Source organism: Pseudomonas sp. MWU318 (genome assembly GCF_016756945.1).
Classification (GTDB): domain Bacteria; phylum Pseudomonadota; class Gammaproteobacteria; order Pseudomonadales; family Pseudomonadaceae; genus Aquipseudomonas; species Aquipseudomonas putida_A.
The window spans coordinates 127,885-146,194 of record NZ_JAESJL010000005.1 but is presented as its reverse complement, the minus strand read 5'-3'; the positions used below and the strand labels follow the sequence as shown (position 1 = coordinate 146,194).

At 61.8% G+C, this 18,310-nt stretch carries 15 protein-coding genes and 1 other RNA gene; 8 read left to right on the top strand and 8 right to left on the bottom strand.

Features of this window, described 5'->3' with window-relative positions; all coding sequences use genetic code 11:
* Positions 1 to 10 precede the first annotated feature (10 nt).
* The 8 genes from ccoG to JN524_RS13935 all read left to right on the top strand — a co-directional run bounded on the left by ccoG (position 11) and on the right by JN524_RS13935 (position 8,544).
* Positions 11 to 1,426: a cytochrome c oxidase accessory protein CcoG gene (gene ccoG / locus JN524_RS13970; protein WP_202369686.1), complete on the top strand. Its 1,416-nt coding sequence runs from the start codon at positions 11 to 13 to the stop codon at positions 1,424 to 1,426.
* Between the two features lie 11 nt (positions 1,427 to 1,437).
* The gene (locus JN524_RS13965) at positions 1,438 to 1,977 is read left to right on the top strand and encodes a FixH family protein (RefSeq protein WP_202369685.1); all 540 of its coding nucleotides are present in this window, start codon (positions 1,438 to 1,440) and stop codon (positions 1,975 to 1,977) included.
* Between the two features lie 131 nt (positions 1,978 to 2,108).
* The gene (locus JN524_RS13960) at positions 2,109 to 4,559 is read left to right on the top strand and encodes a heavy metal translocating P-type ATPase (RefSeq protein WP_139055685.1); all 2,451 of its coding nucleotides are present in this window, start codon (positions 2,109 to 2,111) and stop codon (positions 4,557 to 4,559) included.
* Between the two features lie 22 nt (positions 4,560 to 4,581).
* On the top strand, positions 4,582 to 4,794 hold the full coding sequence (ccoS, locus tag JN524_RS13955) for a cbb3-type cytochrome oxidase assembly protein CcoS (protein ID WP_202369684.1): 213 nt from the start codon (positions 4,582 to 4,584) through the stop codon (positions 4,792 to 4,794).
* Complete coding sequence (locus JN524_RS13950; RefSeq protein ID WP_123587760.1) at positions 4,787 to 5,470, top strand: sulfite exporter TauE/SafE family protein; 684 nt, start codon at positions 4,787 to 4,789, stop codon at positions 5,468 to 5,470. Before ccoS ends, JN524_RS13950 begins: the two co-directional genes overlap by 8 nt.
* Positions 5,471 to 5,640: 170 nt before the next feature.
* A complete protein-coding gene (hemN, locus tag JN524_RS13945) occupies positions 5,641 to 7,023 on the top strand; it encodes an oxygen-independent coproporphyrinogen III oxidase (protein ID WP_202369683.1) in 1,383 nt (460 codons plus the stop codon).
* A 159-nt stretch (positions 7,024 to 7,182) separates the two neighbouring features.
* Positions 7,183 to 7,917, top strand: coding sequence for a fumarate/nitrate reduction transcriptional regulator Fnr (fnr, locus tag JN524_RS13940; protein WP_003223347.1), 735 nt, complete (start codon positions 7,183 to 7,185; stop codon positions 7,915 to 7,917).
* Positions 7,918 to 7,995: 78 nt separating this feature from the next.
* Complete coding sequence (locus JN524_RS13935; protein ID WP_003223345.1) at positions 7,996 to 8,544, top strand: adenine phosphoribosyltransferase; 549 nt, start codon at positions 7,996 to 7,998, stop codon at positions 8,542 to 8,544.
* A gap of 90 nt (positions 8,545 to 8,634) precedes the next feature.
* Here JN524_RS13935 and JN524_RS13930 read toward each other — a convergent pair whose 3' ends face one another.
* The 8 genes from JN524_RS13930 to JN524_RS13895 form a co-directional block, all read right to left on the bottom strand.
* Positions 8,635 to 9,783 (bottom strand): acyl-CoA dehydrogenase family protein, encoded by a 1,149-nt coding sequence (locus JN524_RS13930; protein ID WP_202369682.1) that lies wholly within the window; start codon positions 9,781 to 9,783, stop codon positions 8,635 to 8,637.
* A gap of 160 nt (positions 9,784 to 9,943) precedes the next feature.
* Positions 9,944 to 10,546, bottom strand: a complete 603-nt coding sequence (recR, locus tag JN524_RS13925) for a recombination mediator RecR (protein WP_007965550.1) — start codon at positions 10,544 to 10,546, stop codon at positions 9,944 to 9,946.
* Between the two features lie 66 nt (positions 10,547 to 10,612).
* The gene (locus JN524_RS13920) at positions 10,613 to 11,647 is read right to left on the bottom strand and encodes an NADP-dependent oxidoreductase (protein WP_095138663.1); all 1,035 of its coding nucleotides are present in this window, start codon (positions 11,645 to 11,647) and stop codon (positions 10,613 to 10,615) included.
* A gap of 272 nt (positions 11,648 to 11,919) precedes the next feature.
* Complete coding sequence (locus JN524_RS13915) at positions 11,920 to 12,258, bottom strand: YbaB/EbfC family nucleoid-associated protein (RefSeq protein WP_003223337.1); 339 nt, start codon at positions 12,256 to 12,258, stop codon at positions 11,920 to 11,922.
* 67 nt (positions 12,259 to 12,325) lie between these two features.
* Positions 12,326 to 14,413, bottom strand: a complete 2,088-nt coding sequence (dnaX, locus tag JN524_RS13910; RefSeq protein ID WP_202369681.1) for a DNA polymerase III subunit gamma/tau — start codon at positions 14,411 to 14,413, stop codon at positions 12,326 to 12,328.
* Between the two features lie 249 nt (positions 14,414 to 14,662).
* Entirely contained in the window at positions 14,663 to 16,612 is a 1,950-nt protein-coding gene (locus JN524_RS13905; protein WP_202369680.1) for a hypothetical protein, read from the bottom strand.
* Between the two features lie 228 nt (positions 16,613 to 16,840).
* Positions 16,841 to 16,937: signal recognition particle sRNA small type (gene ffs, locus JN524_RS13900), an RNA gene on the bottom strand.
* Between the two features lie 147 nt (positions 16,938 to 17,084).
* A complete protein-coding gene (locus JN524_RS13895; RefSeq protein ID WP_202369679.1) occupies positions 17,085 to 18,248 on the bottom strand; it encodes a zinc-binding metallopeptidase family protein in 1,164 nt (387 codons plus the stop codon).
* Positions 18,249 to 18,310: the final 62 nt, after the last annotated feature.

The window sequence follows — 18,310 nt, the reverse complement described above, 5'->3', positions numbered from 1 at the left end:
GGATGCAATGATGAGCAACCAGATTCCGGTACACGACGTCACACCACCAAGCAAAAACGCGAACAACAGCGTCGATCTTTACGCCTCTCGAGAAAAAATCTACACCCGTGCTTTCACCGGCCTGTTCCGCAATCTGCGGATGATCGGCGGCGCCGCGCTGTTCCTGTTGTATTTCGGTACGGTGTGGCTGAACTGGGGCGGGCATCAGGCGGTGTGGTGGAACCTGCCGGAACGCAAGTTCTTCATCTTCGGCGCCACGTTCTGGCCGCAGGACTTCATCCTGCTGTCCGGACTGCTGATCATCGCGGCGTTCGGCCTGTTTTTCATCACCGTTTACGCCGGCCGCGTCTGGTGCGGCTACACCTGCCCGCAAAGCGTGTGGACATGGATTTTCATGTGGTGCGAGAAAGTCACCGAAGGCGACCGCAACCAACGTATCAAGCTCGATAAAGCGCCAATGAGCGGCAACAAGTTTCTGCGCAAGCTCGCCAAACATTCGCTGTGGCTACTGATCGGTTTCGTCACTGGCATGACCTTCGTCGGCTACTTCTCGCCGATCCGCGAACTGGTGTTCGATTTCTTCACTGGCCAGGCCGATGGCTGGTCGTATTTCTGGGTCGGTTTCTTCACCCTCGCCACGTACGGCAACGCCGGCTGGCTGCGCGAGCAGGTGTGCATCTACATGTGTCCGTACGCACGTTTCCAGAGCGTGATGTTCGACAAGGACACCCTGATTGTTTCCTACGACCCGCGTCGCGGCGAAAGCCGTGGCCCGCGCAAGAAAGGTGTCGATTACAAGGCCATGGGGCTGGGCGACTGCATCGATTGCACCATGTGCGTTCAGGTGTGCCCGACCGGTATTGATATCCGAGACGGTCTGCAGATCGAGTGCATCGGTTGTGCGGCGTGCATCGACGCCTGCGACGCGATCATGGACAAGATGGACTACCCGCGCGGCCTCATCAGTTACACCACCGAACACAACCTGTCCGGCCAGAAAACCCATAAACTGCGGCCACGCCTGATTGGCTACGCGGTGGTACTGCTGGCGATGATCAGTCTGCTGGTGACGGCGTTCTTCATGCGCTCGCTGGTCGGCTTCGACGTCAGCAAGGACCGCGTGTTGTACCGCGAGAACGCCGAAGGCCGGATCGAAAACGTCTACAGCCTGAAGATCATGAACAAAGATCAGCGCGACCACACCTACGTGCTGGAAGCCGCCGGTCTGCCGGATCTGCGCCTGCAAGGCAAACGCGAGATCAAGGTACCGGCCGGCGAAATTTTCAGCATGCCGGTGGAGTTGTCGAGTGCACCGGAACAATTGCCGTCGAGCACCAACGAGGTGAAATTCATCCTCAAAGACGCCGACGACGACAGCGTTCACGTTGAAGCCAAGAGCCGATTCATCGGCCCACAAACCCGTTGAGAGAACTGAACATGCCCGCAGCAAACGCCGCCAGTCCTTGGTACAAGCACCTTTGGCCATGGATCATCATCGGGATTCTGGCCTGTTCGGTGACCTTGACCCTGTCGATGGTAACCATCGCGGTGAACAACCCGGACAACCTGGTCAACGACAACTACTACGAGGCCGGCAAAGGCATCAACCGCTCGCTGGACCGTGAACTGCTGGCGCAGGATCTGAAGATGCGCGCCAACGTCCATCTGGATGAACTCACCGGCGAGGTCGACCTGCGCCTGAGCGGTAACAGCCAGCCGAAAACCCTGGAACTGAACCTGATCTCGCCGACACAGCCGGAGAAGGATCGCAAGATTGTCCTGAGCCGCAGCGAAACCGAAGCCGGCCGTTACATCGGCCAGTTGGGCGACAAGGTCGAAGGCCGGCGCTTTGTCGAATTGCTGGGCACTCAGGACGACCACGTGTGGCGCATGTTCGAAGAAGAACAGGTCAGCCACGACAAGGATCTGCTGCTTGGTGACGAGCCGCTGCAGGGCGCCGAAGACCTGAAGAAGTAAACCGAACCCTGTAGGAGCTGCCGCAGGCTGCGATCTTTTGACTTTGTTTTTTAGAAGCAAGATCAAAAGATCGCAGCCTGCGACAGCTCCTACAGGGATGGTGTTGATTCAGCAGTATTAGCGAATATTCGATGACCACCCCACTCCCCTGCTACCACTGCGCCCTGCCCGTCCCGTCAGGCAGTCGCTTCACCGCCGTCGTGCTCGGGGAGTCCCGCGAGTTCTGCTGCCCCGGCTGTCAGGCCGTGGCTGAAGCCATCGTCGCCGGTGGTCTGGAAAGCTATTACCAGCATCGCAGCGAAGCCTCGGCCAACCCCGAAGCCTTGCCGGTGCAATTGACCGATGAACTGGCGCTGTACGACCGCGCCGACGTGCAAAAACCCTTCGTCCGTCACGAGGGCGAACTCGCCGAAACTACCCTGCTGATGGAAGGCATCAGTTGCGCCGCCTGCGGCTGGCTGATCGAGAAACACCTGCGCACCCTGCCGGCAGTGGCCGAAGCGCGGCTCAATCTGTCCAACCATCGCTTGCATGTGCAATGGGCCGACGCGCAATTGCCGCTGAGCCAGATCCTCGCCGAGCTGCGCCACATCGGTTACGCCGCCCATCCGTATCAGGCCGACCGCGCCAGCGAACAACTGGCCAGCGAGAATCGACTCGCGTTGCGTCAGCTCGGTGTCGCCGGGCTGCTGTGGTTTCAGGCGATGATGGCGACCATGGCGACCTGGCCGGAATTCAACATCGACCTCAGCCCCGAACTGCACACGATCCTGCGCTGGGTCGCGCTGTTCCTGACCACACCGATCGTGTTCTACAGCTGCGCGCCCTTTTTCAAAGGCGCGATGCGCGATCTGCGCACCCGCCACCTGACCATGGACGTCTCGGTGTCGCTGGCGATCGGCAGCGCCTACATTGCCGGGATCTGGACCTCGATCACCGGGGTCGGCGAACTGTATTTCGATGCGGTCGGGATGTTCGCGCTGTTCCTGCTCGCCGGCCGCTATCTGGAACGCCGCGCCCGCGAGCGCACCGCCGCTGCCACCGCGCAGCTTGTGAACCTGCTGCCGGCCTCGTGCCTGCGCCTCGACGCCGACGGCCAGAGCGAACGCATCTTGCTCAGCGAATTGCGCCTGGGTGACCGGGTGCTGGTGCAACCGGGTTCGATCCTGCCGGCGGACGGCAAGATCCTCGATGGCCAGTCGAGCATCGACGAATCGCTGCTGACCGGCGAATACCTGCCGCAACCGCGCACGCTCGGCGATGCGGTCACCGCTGGCACGCTGAATGTCGAGGGCGCGCTCACCGTCGAGGTACTGGCGCTGGGTCAGGACACGCGTCTGTCGGCCATCGTCCGCCTGCTTGATCGCGCCCAGGCCGAGAAACCGCGATTGGCGGAGATCGCCGACCGTGCAGCGCAGTGGTTCTTGCTGTTGTCGCTGATTGCCGCGGCGGCCATCGGCCTGTTGTGGTGGCAGCTGGATGCGTCGCGGGCGTTCTGGATCGTGCTGGCGATGCTGGTGGCGACCTGCCCTTGCGCGCTGTCGCTGGCAACCCCGACGGCGTTGACCGCCGCCACTGGCACCCTGCACAAACTCGGCCTGTTGCTGACGCGCGGCCATGTACTGGAAGGCCTGAACCAGATTGACACGGTGATCTTCGACAAGACCGGCACCCTCACCGAGGGGCGGCTGGTTTTGCGTTCGATCCGTCCACTGGGCACGCTGAACAGCGACCAGTGCCTGAGCCTTGCCGCCGCGTTGGAAAATCGTTCGGAACACCCGATTGCCCGCGCCTTCGGTCGTGCGCCACTGGCGGCTGAAGAAGTGCACAGCACGCCGGGACTCGGCCTCGAAGGGCTGGTTGGCACACAGCGTTTGCGCATTGGTCAGGCAGAATTTGTCTGCGCCCTCAGCGGCTCGCCGTTGCCGGCGATGCCGGATGAACCGGGTCAGTGGCTGCTGCTCGGCGATGACTCGGCGGCGTTGGCCTGGTTCGTCCTCGACGACCGCCTGCGCGACGATGCGCCCGCCCTGCTCGCCGCCTGCAAGGCCCGTGGCTGGCGCACCCTGCTGCTGTCCGGCGACAGCTCGCCGATGGTCGCCAGTGTCGCCGCCGAACTGGGCATCGACGAGGCCCGCGGCGGTCTGCGCCCGGACGACAAACTGCAAGTGTTGCAACAGCTGCACGCTCAAGGTCGTAAAGTGCTGATGCTCGGCGATGGGGTGAACGACGTGCCGGTGCTGGCCGCTGCCGACATCAGCGTGGCAATGGGATCAGCCACCGATCTGGCGAAAACCAGTGCCGACGCGGTCCTGCTGTCCAACCGCCTCGACGCGCTGGTGCAAGCCTTTACGTTGGCGCGCAGAACCCGTCGGGTAATCATCGAGAACCTGCTGTGGGCGGCGCTGTACAATGGCCTCATGTTGCCGTTCGCCGCCCTCGGCTGGATCACTCCGGTGTGGGCTGCCGTCGGCATGTCGATCAGTTCGTTGACCGTGGTGCTCAACGCCCTGCGCCTGACTCGCCTGCCGAGCGCGCCAGTTGCCGGCACCCGTTCAGAAACCCGTCCGTTGCCGGCCTGAGCCGCGCGGGCCTGGAGTACCGATGCCAGCTCTTTACGTGATGATTCCGGCCGCCCTGCTGATCGTGGCCATCGCCGTGTACATCTTCTTCTGGGCGGTGGACAGCGGGCAGTACGACGACCTCGATGGTCCGGCCCACAGCATCCTGTTCGACGAACAGGACCCGAACCACACCGCCGCCGTGGACGAAGCCAAAGCCGACAAACCGCAGGACAAGGCGCCACCCCATGCTTGAGCTGGCGCCGCTGCTGGTTTCCGCGCTGATCCTCGGCCTGCTCGGTGGCGGGCATTGCCTGGGCATGTGCGGCGGCCTGATGGGCGCGCTGACCCTGGCGATTCCCAAGGAGCAGCGCAGCCGACGCTTTCGTCTGCTGCTGGCGTACAACCTCGGACGGATCCTCAGTTACGCGACCGCCGGTTTGCTGATCGGCCTCGCCGGTTGGGCGGTGGCAAACAGTCCGGCGGCGATGGTCATGCGCATCCTCGCCGGACTGCTGCTGATCGCCATGGGCCTGTATCTGGCCGGCTGGTGGAGCGGCCTGACCCGCATCGAAAGCCTGGGTCGCGGTTTGTGGCGTTACATTCAGCCAGTGGCCAATCGGCTGCTGCCGGTGTCGAGTTTGCCCCGTGCGTTGCTGCTCGGCGCACTGTGGGGCTGGCTGCCGTGCGGACTGGTTTACAGCACGCTGCTGTGGTCGGCGAGCCAGGGCAATGCGCTGGACAGTGCGCTGTTGATGCTGGCGTTCGGGCTGGGCACATGGCCGGTGCTGCTGGCCACAGGGCTGGCGGCCGAGCGGGTGACGGCGTTGCTGCGTAAACGCAGCGTGCGCATGGCGGGTGGCTTGCTGGTGATTGTGTTCGGGATCTGGACATTGCCGGGGCCGCATCAGCATTGGCTGATGGGCCATTAACAGCAAAAGATCGCAGCCTTCGGCAGCTCCTACAGGGGAACAGATTCCAAATGTAGGAGCTGCCGCAGGCTGCGATCTTTTGCTCTTATGCTCTTGATGCAAATCAACAGCCTCGTCGTCGCACCCCGATAGACTCGCCACACTGCCAGCCTATCCGGGGGAATGCCCGCATGCTCGACGCCATTCGTTGGGACACTGATCTGATCCGCCGCTACGACCTGGCGGGGCCGCGCTACACCTCGTACCCGACGGCCATGCAATTCAACAGTCAGGTCGGCACCTTCGACCTGTTCCACGCCCTGCGCGACAGCCGCAAGGCGTTGCGCCCGTTATCGCTGTACGTGCACGTGCCGTTCTGCGCGAACATTTGTTACTACTGCGCCTGCAACAAGGTCATCACCAAGGATCGCGGCCGTGCACAGCCATATCTGCAACGGCTGGAGCAAGAAATCCAGTTGATCGCCTGCCATCTCGAGCCGACGCAGAAAGTCGAGCAACTGCACTTTGGCGGCGGCACTCCGACCTTTCTCAGCCACGACGAACTGCGGCAGTTGATGGCGCACCTGCGCAAACACTTCAATCTGCTGGATGACGATTCCGGCGACTACGGCATCGAGATCGACCCCCGCGAGGCCGACTGGTCGACCATGGGCCTGTTGCGCGAACTCGGCTTCAATCGGGTCAGCATCGGCTTGCAAGATCTGGATCCGGCGGTGCAACGCGCGGTCAATCGCCTGCAGAGCCTGGAAGAAACCCGCGCGGTGATCGATGCGGCGCGCACCCTGCAATTTCGCTCGATCAACATTGACCTGATCTATGGCCTGCCCAAGCAGACCCCGGAGAACTTTGCGCGCACCGTCGAGGAAGTCATCAGCCTGCAACCGGACCGGCTCTCGGTGTTCAACTATGCACACCTGCCGGAACGTTTCATGCCGCAACGGCGGATCAACAGCCACGAGCTGCCGAGCCCGGCGCAGAAACTGGAAATGCTCCAGCGCACCATCGAGCAACTGACCGCCGCCGGTTACCGCTACATCGGCATGGATCACTTCGCCCTGCCCGACGATGAGCTGGCGATCGCCCAGGAAGAACAGACCCTGCAGCGCAACTTTCAGGGCTACACCACCCACGGCCATTGCGATCTGATCGGTCTGGGGGTGTCGGCGATCAGCCAGATCGGCGATCTCTACTGTCAGAACAACAGCGATCTGAACCAGTACCAGAACACCCTCGCCGCCGCGCAACTGGCAACCAGCCGTGGCCTGGTGTGCAATGCCGATGATCGTCTGCGGCGTGCAGTGATCCAGCAACTGATCTGCAATTTCAGCCTGGAATTTGCCGAAATCGAGCAAGCGTTCAACATCGATTTTCAGGGCTATTTCGGCGCGCTGTGGCCGCAATTGCAAGGCATGGCCAACGATGGGCTGATCACGCTGGAGCGCGAACGCATCGAAGTGTCGCCTGCCGGACGCCTGCTGGTGCGCTCGGTGTGCATGGTGTTCGACGCGTATCTGGAACAGCAGAACCGCCAGCGCTTCTCGCGGGTGATTTGAAACGCCCTGCTTATGAAACCGATGGATCGCGAACGCCCCGTATCTTTGTTTGCCCTGCGGCCTTATGCCCGCGGGGCAATCTCGCCACAGACTGGCCTGAATGTCCTCCCGTGGGTTACCCTTACGGCTTATGTGTGTTTTCCCACAAGGATTTAAGAAATGTCCGAGCCAGTCAAACTGCGCGCTCACAACCAGGCCCATTGCAAGGATTGCAGCCTGGCTCCTCTCTGCCTGCCACTTTCTCTGAATCTGGAAGACATGGATGCGCTGGACGAAATCGTTAAACGTGGCCGCCCGTTGAAAAAGGGTGAGTTCCTGTTCCGCCAGGGCGACACCTTCGATTCCGTCTATGCAGTACGCTCCGGCGCCCTGAAGACCTTCAGCCTGAGCGACAGTGGCGAAGAACAACTGACCGGTTTCCACCTGCCGAGCGAGCTGGTCGGCCTGTCCGGCATGGACACCGAGAAACATCCGGTGTCGGCCCAGGCCCTGGAGACCACCTCGGTCTGCGAAATCCCGTTCGAACGCCTTGATGAACTGGCCCTGCAACTGCCGCAGCTGCGCCGTCAGTTGATGCGGGTGATGAGCCGCGAGATCCGTGACGACCAGCAGATGATGCTGCTGTTGTCGAAAAAAACCGCCGACGAGCGCATCGCCACGTTCCTGGTCAACCTGTCGGCCCGCTTCCGCGCTCGCGGGTTCTCGGCCAACCAGTTCCGCCTGAGCATGTCGCGCAATGAAATCGGCAATTATCTGGGCCTGGCGGTGGAAACCGTGTCACGGGTATTCACCCGCTTCCAGCAGAACGAACTGATCGCCGCCGAGGGCAAAGAGATCCACATCCTCGACCCGATCCAGCTGTGCGCCCTGGCCGGCGGCTCGCTCGAAGGCTGATCTCGATCCGCGGTTGAGCGAAGCGTTTCAGCCGCGGGTATACTGCGCCGTTTGCAGCCCTGCCAGGACACCTCGACGATGGTCTTCGACTCCTTCGACATCAAATCCCTGATCCGCCCCGTGATCGACTTCCCGAAACCGGGCGTGATCTTTCGCGACATCACCCCGCTGTTCCAGTCGCCCAAGGCCCTGCGCCTGGTGATGGACAGCTTCGCCCACCGTTATGTGGAAGCCGATTTCACCCACATCGGCGCGATGGATGCGCGCGGTTTCCTGATCGGTTCAGTGCTGGCCTACCAGCTGAACAAGCCGCTGGTGCTGTTCCGCAAGCAAGGCAAACTGCCGGCGGATGTGCTGGCCGAAGGTTACGCGACCGAGTACGGCGAAGCGTTCCTCGAAGTGCACGCCGACAGCCTGTGCGAAGGCGACTCGGTGGTGATGTTCGATGACCTGATTGCCACCGGTGGCACGCTGATCGCAGCCGCCAACCTGATCCGCCGCATGGGTGCGCGGGTGCATGAAGCGGCGGCGATCATTGATCTGCCGGAGTTGGGGGGTTCGCAGCGTCTTGAGGACATGGGGATTCCTACTTTCTGTCTGACGCAGTTTGCCTTGACTGATAAATAGTAAAGATCAAAAGATCGCAGCCTTCGGCAGCTCCTACAGGGAAACGCATATCCCCATGCAGGAGCTGCCGAAGGCTGCGATCTTTTGCTTTTAAAGCCCCATCTGCTTGCTGATGATCTCGTTCATCACCTCCCGCGTCCCGCCGCCAATCGACAGAATGCGGTTATCCCGATACAGCCGCTCCACCAGACTTTCGCGGATGTAACCCAGGCCACCAAGAATCTGCACCGCCTCGGTGGTAATCCGGTCCGAGGTGTCCGTGGCAACGTTCTTGGCCATGGAAATCTCCTTGATCACGCTCTGCCCCGCCGCCATTTTCGCTGCCTGGCGGTAGGTGAACTCGCGCGATACTTCCAGCGCCGTGGCCATCTCGGCCAGCCGATGTTTGATCACCTGAAACTTGCCGATCGGTTTGCCAAACGCCTCACGCTCACGCGCCCATTTCAGCGCTTCTTCGAGGGCGAGCTGCGAGGTCATGTTGGCCATCAGCGCCAGCGCCAGCCGTTCGCTCTGGAAATTGCCCATGATGCAGGCAAAGCCCATGTTCTCGGCGCCGATCAGATTGCCCACAGGCACCCTGCAATCGTCGAAGAACAGTTCAGCGGTGTCCGAGGCCCACCAGCCCATTTTCTTTAGCTGGCGGCCTACCGTGAAGCCTGGAGTGCTCTTCTCGATCAACAGCAGGCTGATGCCACCGAAACCCGGCGCTCCGGTGCGCACCGCGACAGTGTAGAAATCGGCACGCACGCCGCTGGTGATGAAGGTTTTGCTACCGCTGACCCGGTAGAACTCGCCGTCACGCACGGCGCGAGTCTGCAGGTTGGCGACGTCGGAACCGCCGCTGGGTTCGGTAATCGCCAACGCGCTGATCTTCTCGCCGCTGAGCACTTGCGGCACGACGCGCTCGCGCACCTCGGGCCGGGCCCATTTGACGATCGGTGGCAGACCGATATCCAGCGAACCGAGTCCCGCGACCAGGCCACCGGAGCCACAGCGCATCAGCTCTTCGCTGGCGGCGACCTTGGCGAACACATCACCTTCGTGGCTGCCACCCAGCGCTTCCGGATAACCGATACCGAGAATCCCGGCTGCCCCGGCCTTCAGGTAAAGCTCACGGGGAAAGCTTTCAGCTTCTTCCCACGCATCGATGTCCGGCAGGATCTCGCGCTCGACGAAACGTCTGACGCTGTCGCGGACCATTTGGTGGCTGGGGTCGAAGTATTCCTGGAAGGCAGGCATCGGCGAACTCCATCGAAGGGTTGGCCGACGTTAACCGAGCGCTTGCTTGGTTTTCAAGATGCACAAGTTCAAAAGAGCAAAAGATCGCAGCCTTGGGCAGCTCCTACAGGGACGCATTCCAAATGTAGGAGCTGCCGCAGGCTGCGATCTTTTGCTTTGATCAGAGGGAAATCGGTTTACGCCCGGCAAACGAATGCGCCAGTGTCCCGCCATCCACCAGCTCCAGCTCGCCACCCAGCGGTACACCGTGGGCAATCCGCGATGCGATCAGGCCTTTGTTGGCCAGAAGCTGAGCGATGTAATGCGCAGTCGCCTCACCTTCCACCGTGGGGTTGGTGGCGAGGATGACTTCGGTAAACGTGCCCGCCTCTTCAATGCGCGCCATCAACTGCGGAATACCGATGGCTTCCGGCCCCAGACCGTCGAGCGGCGACAGGTGGCCCTTGAGCACGAAGTAGCGCCCGCGGAAACCGGTCTGTTCCACCGCATACACGTCCATCGGCCCCTCCACCACGCACAGCAGCGTGTCGTCGCGGCGCGTGTCGGCGCATTGCGGGCACAGATCGTCTTCGGTCAGCGTGCGGCACTGACGGCAGTGACCCACCCCTTCCATGGCCTGGCTCAAGGCCTGGGCCAGGCGCGTGCCGCCGCTGCGATCACGCTCGAGCAACTGCAACGCCATGCGCTGGGCGGTTTTCTGACCCACGCCCGGCAAAGTGCGCAGGGCGTCGATCAGTTGGCGAATCAAAGGGCTGAAGCTCATGGGTAAAAAGTCCGACAAAACAACGAGACGCGGTTTATACCCGCGCCTCTGGCCAGCGTCAAATGCTCAGTCCTGGGCGACCTTCACCACCAGTTTTCCGAAGTTGCGCCCCTCCAGCAGACCAATAAACGCCTCGGGCGCCTGCTCCAGGCCTTCCACCACGTCCTCGCGGAATTTCACCTTGCCGTCGCGCACCCACGGCACCATATGGCTGATGAACTCCGGCTGGCGGTCGCCGTAGTCATCAAACACGATAAAGCCCTGAATCCGCACACGCTTGGTCAGCAACGTACGCTGCAGCATCGGCAGACGATCCGGGCCTTGCGGCGCTTCAGTGGCGTTGTAACCGGCAATCAGCCCGCACAGCGGAATGCGTGCTTTGGGATTGAGCAGCGGCACCACGGCATCGAACACATGCCCACCGACGTTTTCATAATAGATATCGATGCCGTTCGGGCAGGCTTTGGCCAGTTGCTCGGCAAAGTCCGGGGCCTTGTGATCGATGCAGGCATCAAACCCCAGTTCCTCGACCACGTATTTGCATTTGTCGGCTCCACCGGCCACACCCACGGCGCGCAGGCCCTTGATCTTCGCCACCTGACCGACCACTGAACCGACCGCACCGGACGCTGCAGCCACCACCAGAGTTTCGCCTTCTTTCGGCTGACCGATGTCGATCAGCCCCATGTACGCGGTCATCCCCGGCATGCCCAGCACACCGAGGGCCATCGACGGGCTCGGCAGGCCGGACGGGATCGGCATGATGTTGCGCCCGTCGCTGATGCTGTGGCTCTGCCAGCCGGTGAGGCCGACCACCAGATCGCCCTGATGGAATTTCGGATGACGGGAATTCTCGACACGGCTGACAGCGCCACCGGTCATCACTTCGCCGATTTGTACCGGCGCGGCGTAGGACGGTGCGTCGCTCATGCGCCCGCGCATGTACGGGTCCAGCGACAGGTACAGGGTTTTCAGCAACACCTGGCCGTCTTCGAGATCCGGCAAGGCTTCGCGCTCCAGACGGAAGTTTTCCGGGGTCGGCGCGCCGACCGGGCGCGAGGCGAGGACGAAGCGTTGATTGAGGGTCAGAGGGTCGGACATGTCAGCGTCTCCTGTGAATGATGAATTCGGGGGTATAGGGAGCAGACCTTGGTGAAACCACAGCGTTCGATGTTTCGACACTGCACGAGATTTATGTAGGAGCTGCGGCACGCTGCGATCTTTTGATCTTGCTGTTGAAGATCAAGATCAAAAGATCGCAGCCTCGTTTCACTCGACAGCTCCTACAGGTGGTTGTGCCTGAGGAACGGAAACAAAAATGCCAGGCGTGATGCCTGGCATTTTGTGTAGCTCATTCAACCCGCAAAGGCGAATCAGAATGGCAGTTTCATGCCCGCAGGCAGGTTCATGCCGGCGGTCATGCTGCCCATTTTTTCCTGGCTGTTGGCTTCGATCTTGCGCACGGCGTCGTTGACGGCGGCAGCGACCACGGCTTCGAGCATTTCCTTGTCGTCTTCGCTCAGGCCTTCAACCAGGCTTGGGTCGATGCTGACGCTTTTCACGTCGTGACGACCGGTCATCACCACGGTGACCATATCGCCACCGGCCTTGCCGGTGACTTCGGCGTTGGCCAGTTCTTCCTGCATCTTGGCCATTTTTTCCTGCATCTGCTGCGCCTGCTTCATCAGGCCGGCCATGCCACCTTTCATCATGGGAATCACCTCAAAAGTACTTGGATCAAAACAGCGCCCGGCACTTAACGCCGAACGCCCTCAGTTATTAGCCTTGGGCGACCAAGGCGTCGACAGGTTCAATAGTATCGTGTCGCACGACTGCACCGAACTGCTGGACCATCTGCTGGATGAACGGATCACCGTGGATCGATTCTTCCGCCTCGCGCTGACGGTTGGCCCGGCGACGGGACGCGGCCTGCGCCGGGGTTTCCTGCTCGGGTTTGATCAGCTCGATGGTCAGGGTCAGCGTGCGACCGTGGAACTGGTTCAACGCATCGTTCAGGCGCCGCTGCTGCGTGGCGTTGAACAGCGCGCTGTGCGCCGGGTCCAGGTGCATCAGCCAATGGTCGCCATCGACCGCGATCAGCGTGCAGTTGGCGGCGATGCTGCCGGTCATGCCGGAGATCGGCAGTTGCGGGAACAGCTCCAGCCATTGCAACGCCAGACCGGTGGCCGGCGCGGCGGCAGGCTCCGGCTCGGGTTCCGGGGCCGGCTCGGCGGTGTGTTCGCTGGCCAGATCGTCGAGGTAGCTGTAGGCCGAATCCATGTCCGGCTCAATGTAGTCTTCGTCCAGCGGCGGCTCATCGTCGAGATCCATGCCCGGTGTGGCGGCATCGACGTCGGCGACCGACGGCTCGGGAATCGGCGCGGCGGCCCATTCCGGCGCATCCGGCACCACGCTGTCCGGGGTCGGCAGCGGCATCGGCGGCAACTCGGGCTGCTCGCTGGCGGTTTCCAGTACCGGCTCGACGGCTGGTTGCTGCACCGGCTCAGGTTCCGGCTCGGGTTCGACCGAATCGTTCCACGGCAGGTCGACCACCTCTTCGGCGGCGACTGGCTCTGGCTCTGGCGCAGGGGCCGGCGCAGCGGCCACCACAGGCGCTGGCTCTGGAGCCGGCGTTGGTGCTGGAGCAACAACCGGTGCAGGCGCAACAGCCGCAGCGACTACCGGCGCAGGCTTGGGCGCGGCAGCCACTGAGTTTGCGGAATCAACTGTGGCCTGGCTGATCCCCACTGGCTTTAGCGGTTGCCTCGGGGCGTCCGCCGTATCCGCCGGCCGGAAGGCCAGCATCCGCAGCAGGACCATCTCGAAACCACCACGGGGATCTGGCGCCAGCGGCAAATCGCGGCGACCGATCAGGCCCATCTGGTAATAGAACTGCACGTCTTCGGCCGGCAGCGCCTGCGCCAGCGCCAACACCCGATCACGGTCGCCATGGCCGTTATCGACACCTTCCGGCAACGCCTGGGCGATAGCAACACGATGCAGCACATTGAGAATTTCCGAGAGCACGCCATTCCAGTCCGGGCCTTGCTCGGCCAAGTGGCGCACGGCTTCGAGCAATGCCTTGGCATCACCTTCGATCAGCGCGTGCAGCACGTCGAAGACCTGGCCGTGATCCAGCGTGCCGAGCATCGCCCGCACATCGGCGGCAAGCACCTTGCCTTCACCGAAGGCGATGGCCTGGTCGGTCAGGCTCATGGCGTCACGCATCGAACCATCGGCGGCGCGGCCCAGCAACCACAGCGCGTCGTCCTCGAACGGCACATTTTCGGCGCCGAGCACGTGGGTCAAATGCTCGACTACGCGCTCGGGCGTCATGTTCTTCAGCGAGAACTGCAGGCAGCGCGACAAAATCGTTGCCGGAAGTTTCTGCGGGTCGGTGGTCGCCAGGATGAATTTGACGTACGGCGGCGGCTCTTCAAGGGTTTTCAGCAGCGCATTGAAGGAATGGCTGGACAGCATGTGCACTTCGTCGATCAGGTAGACCTTGAAGCGCCCACGGCTCGGCGCGTACTGCACGTTGTCGAGCAGCTCGCGGGTGTCTTCGACCTTGGTCCGGCTCGCGGCGTCGATCTCGATCAGGTCGACAAAGCGGCCCTCGTCAATCTCGCGGCAAACCGAACACTCGCCGCAGGGGCTGGAAGTGATACCTGTCTCACAGTTCAGGCATTTGGCAATGATCCGCGCAATGGTGGTCTTACCGACCCCACGCGTACCGGTGAACAGGTACGCATGGTGCAGCCGCTGGCTGTCCAAGGCATTGATCAGAGCCTTGAGCACATGGGTCTGGCCGACCATTTCGCGGAACGAGCGCGGACGCCATTTACGTGCAAGAACCTGATAACTCATCGAAAACCGTCGCAACGAAGGAAGCTGAAGCGGCTAATGCTAGCGGAGCAAGGGCAAAATTGCATCCGGTGTGCTCGTCTAATCTGGCCAAGCGACTGTTGGCGGGGAAATTTCGGCTCGGGATCGGGACTGCGACACCCCATAACGCACTGTAGGAGTGAGCCTGCTCGCGATAGTGTCATGTCAGTCGGCATCGATGTTGACTGAAACGAAGCAATCGCGAGCAGGCTCACTCCTACAGGGGGGAAATCAGTAGCCGTGTGACTCGCGGAACTTCTGGTAGTCGTGAAATTCGATCCATTCGACCACATCGTACGGCAGGTAAAGCTGCTGCCGGGCGCGGGAGATGGCGATGTACACGGCGCAAATCCGCTGATCGAACGCGTAGGCGTCCTTGAACTGCACGTTGGTCAGCAGCTCGGGCGTCAGCAGAACCCGGTCGAACTCCATGCCGCCGGCCTCATGCGCCTGCATCAGCAGACAGCTCTTGCCGAGGCCGCCGATCATCCGGTTGAGCCGGGTCAGATCAGCGACCTTGAAGCCTTTCTCCAGCTCGGCCTCGACCCACAGAAACGCCTCGTCGAACTGGTTGGCATCGCGCACCTGCTGCCACTTGGGCAAGTCGCTGAAATAGCGATGCGGCCCCTTCTCACTGTGCGCGGAGCTGTAGTAATCGACCTTGAACAACTCGATGGCGCTGGTCATGAAGTGCTCGAGGTCGCGCTGGGCTTTCATGTCGGCAAAGCTGAACAGGCAATTGGCATCGTGCAGTTGCATGGCCCACTTCATCGTGTCCCAGGGGGACGCCGTCAGCACCACGCAACCTTCGGGCGGGACAAAGCCCTGCGGATAAAACTCGATGCCGACGTCCGCTTCACGCGCGCCTTCAAAGGGCACCTTGCTCTTTTCCGAGTGCCGGGAAATCAGCGGATTGACCAGACGCTCGACGTTTCGTCCCGAACGCACCGAGTAGGTGATATCGCTCTGGCGCACTTCACGCTTTCTTTTCACCAGATCGCGCTCGGCGTGCTGGTACTCATCGCCCAGCGTGATCAGCACCTGTCGGCCGCGCTCGATAATCTGCAGCAGCGAAGCGGGAATGTCCTGGCTCTCATCGATCAGCACGTGGGTGTAACGCGGCGGCACCACGCAGCCCGCAAGGCTTGCCCGCTTGATCAGCAACAAGGCTTCGAAGCCGCTCTGCCGGTCCCACGCCGGGTTGGCCTCAAGGTAAGTCCAGACGCGGCTCGAATACTCCAGCAACACTTTGGACTCAAGGCCGGACAAGGACAGTTTGAAATACGGCAGATGATGCGCCGACAGGCTGTAGTCCCGGGATTGGCAATAGCGCTCGAGGGTTTCCAGGCAGACGTTCAGGGTGCGTTGCGCGTCATGCTCGCGAAAGCCGAGGATGTTCAGCTCCTGCGCCAGACTCTGTTTGCTCGCGACTCGGCCGGCGGCGCTTGCCGGCTGTGGCTTGCGCCCATAAATCAGCCCGCGGGCGAACGCCTCAAAGGTGATGCCGGGCTTGCGTTCACTGGCAACGCCCATGCGCTGGCACAGGGTCGCAAGTTTTTCCGGGGTGCGTGCCAGCAACAGGGTTTTCCCGGGGTCCAGGCACTCGGTCAAGGCACCGACCAGGTGGCTCTTGCCGATCCCGGCATAGCCTTGCACGTGCAGGTCTTCATCGAGGTTGGCGCGGAAGGTTCTGACCAGTTTGTCTTGCGCGGCGCTGAGCCAGCGCTCGCGGTTCGCGGGGCTGATCATCTGCTGGCTGAACGGATTGTTGATCGCGTGGTGGCGCGTCTTGAACTCGTCATCCCACTTGCCATCGGGCAGCAGGTAATCCTGCGCCGACACCTCTTCGGCCAACAGCAATCGCAGGTTCAATCCCCTGATGGCGTTCAGACCGAAGTACAACTGGCGCGGGTCGAATAGCCGTTGCGCCTCGGACAGCAGCCCTGCCCCGCCATCGACCGCCCAGGCGATCAGGCGCGCCAGCACCTTCTCCGCCGCTGCGGCGGTGAGATCCTTTTCGGTGGCCTGAGCCAGATTCTGGATGACCAGCACGGCGGCCAGCTGCGCATCCGTCAGCTCGCCGAGGGTTTTCGCGCCATCGGGCTGCAACAGGCTGGCGCAGGTCTCATCCGTCACGGGCAAGTACACGGCGGTGGATAAATCGTGATGTTCCGGGTGCATACAACCTCGTAGCCAGGGCGCGAACTTGTCAACGACGCGCGCAGCAAGACGGTGGAGTATGCCACTGTTCAACCTTGGTGGCTGAACAGGCATCGGGGGGCAGCCTTCGCGAGCAGGCTCGCGCCCACAGGGGCTGGCGTGAAAGCCCAAATCGCAGGCATAAAAAAACCGCAGTGGGCGAAACCCATGCAGTTCTTTTGTAGCGTTCTTCGTTCGTTAAGGTGGTAACCCCACCAGCCACACCCCGGCACACAATGTTCCCGCTGTGGCTGCTGCCTTCCGGCTCTGACCAGGTTCACGGGTAATCGTTGCGGGGGGACCGATGGGGTCACCATAACGACACTCACCTGTCGGCGAGCCGCGCCATTGTACCTGTCTGAGATGAAGTTACAACCGTTGGTTGCAGATAAAAAATATGAACGGGTTCAAGGACATGCGCTGAGCCTGAAAAGATCGCAGCCTGCGGCAGCTCCTACAGGGTCAGCACCTCATCCGCCTTGCCGCCCGCCTGCTGGATCACCAGATGGATGAAGTGCAGCTTGGCAATCGCCGCCGCCGGCAACACGAACGGGTAGAAATCCGGCTGGCCCATGCTGCGTGACAGTTCGTTGAGCATGCCGGCCAGTTCGATCCAGGCGTTGACGAACGACAGGAACGCCGCGCCGCCGGGGTGCTCCGGGTCGTACAGGGTGCTGGGCGGAAATGGCTGATAGTCGAAATCCATTTCCCGCGCACTCATGCCAAAACCCAACGCGGTATCCACCGCGTCCATCATGTGCAGGTAATGCGCCCAGGTTTCCGCCCAGTCTTCCCACGGGTGCATGGTCGCGTAGGCGCTGACGTAGTGTTGCGGCCAGTCCAGCGGTGCGCCCTGTTGATAATGATGGTCGAGCGCTTCGGCGTAACTGGCGCGCTCGTCGCCGAACAGGTTGCGAAAAGCTTCGAGCCACGGGCCGTTGGCAATCAAACGATCCCAATAATAATGCCCGACCTCATGCCGAAAATGCCCGAGCAGCGTGCGATAGGGTTCATGCATTGCCGCCCGGACCTGCTCGCGATGGGCGTCGTCGGCTTCTTTGATGTCGAGGGTGATCAGACCATTGGCGTGGCCGGTCATCGGCGCGTTGCCTTCGAGGTCGACGCCGATGAAGTCGAAGGCCAGACCGGTGGCCTCATCCACGGTTTTCGGGATGACTGGCAGGCCAAGGGTGATCAGTTGCGCCACCAGTCGGCGCTTGGCGATTTCGACTTTGCGCCAGCGTTCGGGGTTTTCCGGCACTGAGAGGTCGGGGATGGTGCGGTTGAGGCTGCAGGCGATGCACAGGCTGTCGTGGCCGTTATCCGGCAGTAGCCAGTTGCACGCGGCGGGAGTGTCGAGGTTGGCGCAGCGACGAAACAATCCGGCGTCGGGATCGGCATCGAGTGTCCAGCTGCCGTCCTGTGGCCCGGATTGCAACGAGGTCAGGCGACTTTCTTCAGGCTGATAGCCCAACATGGCGCTGCAAGCCAGACACTGACTGTTGCGAAAGAACAGCGACTGGCCGCAGCGGCACGGCCAGATTTTGCTGTTGCGTGAAGATTCGCCCATGAACGGCGCGACGATGCGGGAACTGAGCTGCTCGAAAAAGCGGTACATGGCGATCTCTCCCTGGGGCTTGCCAAGACTAGATCATCCTCGTGCGCAGATCGTTCCCACGC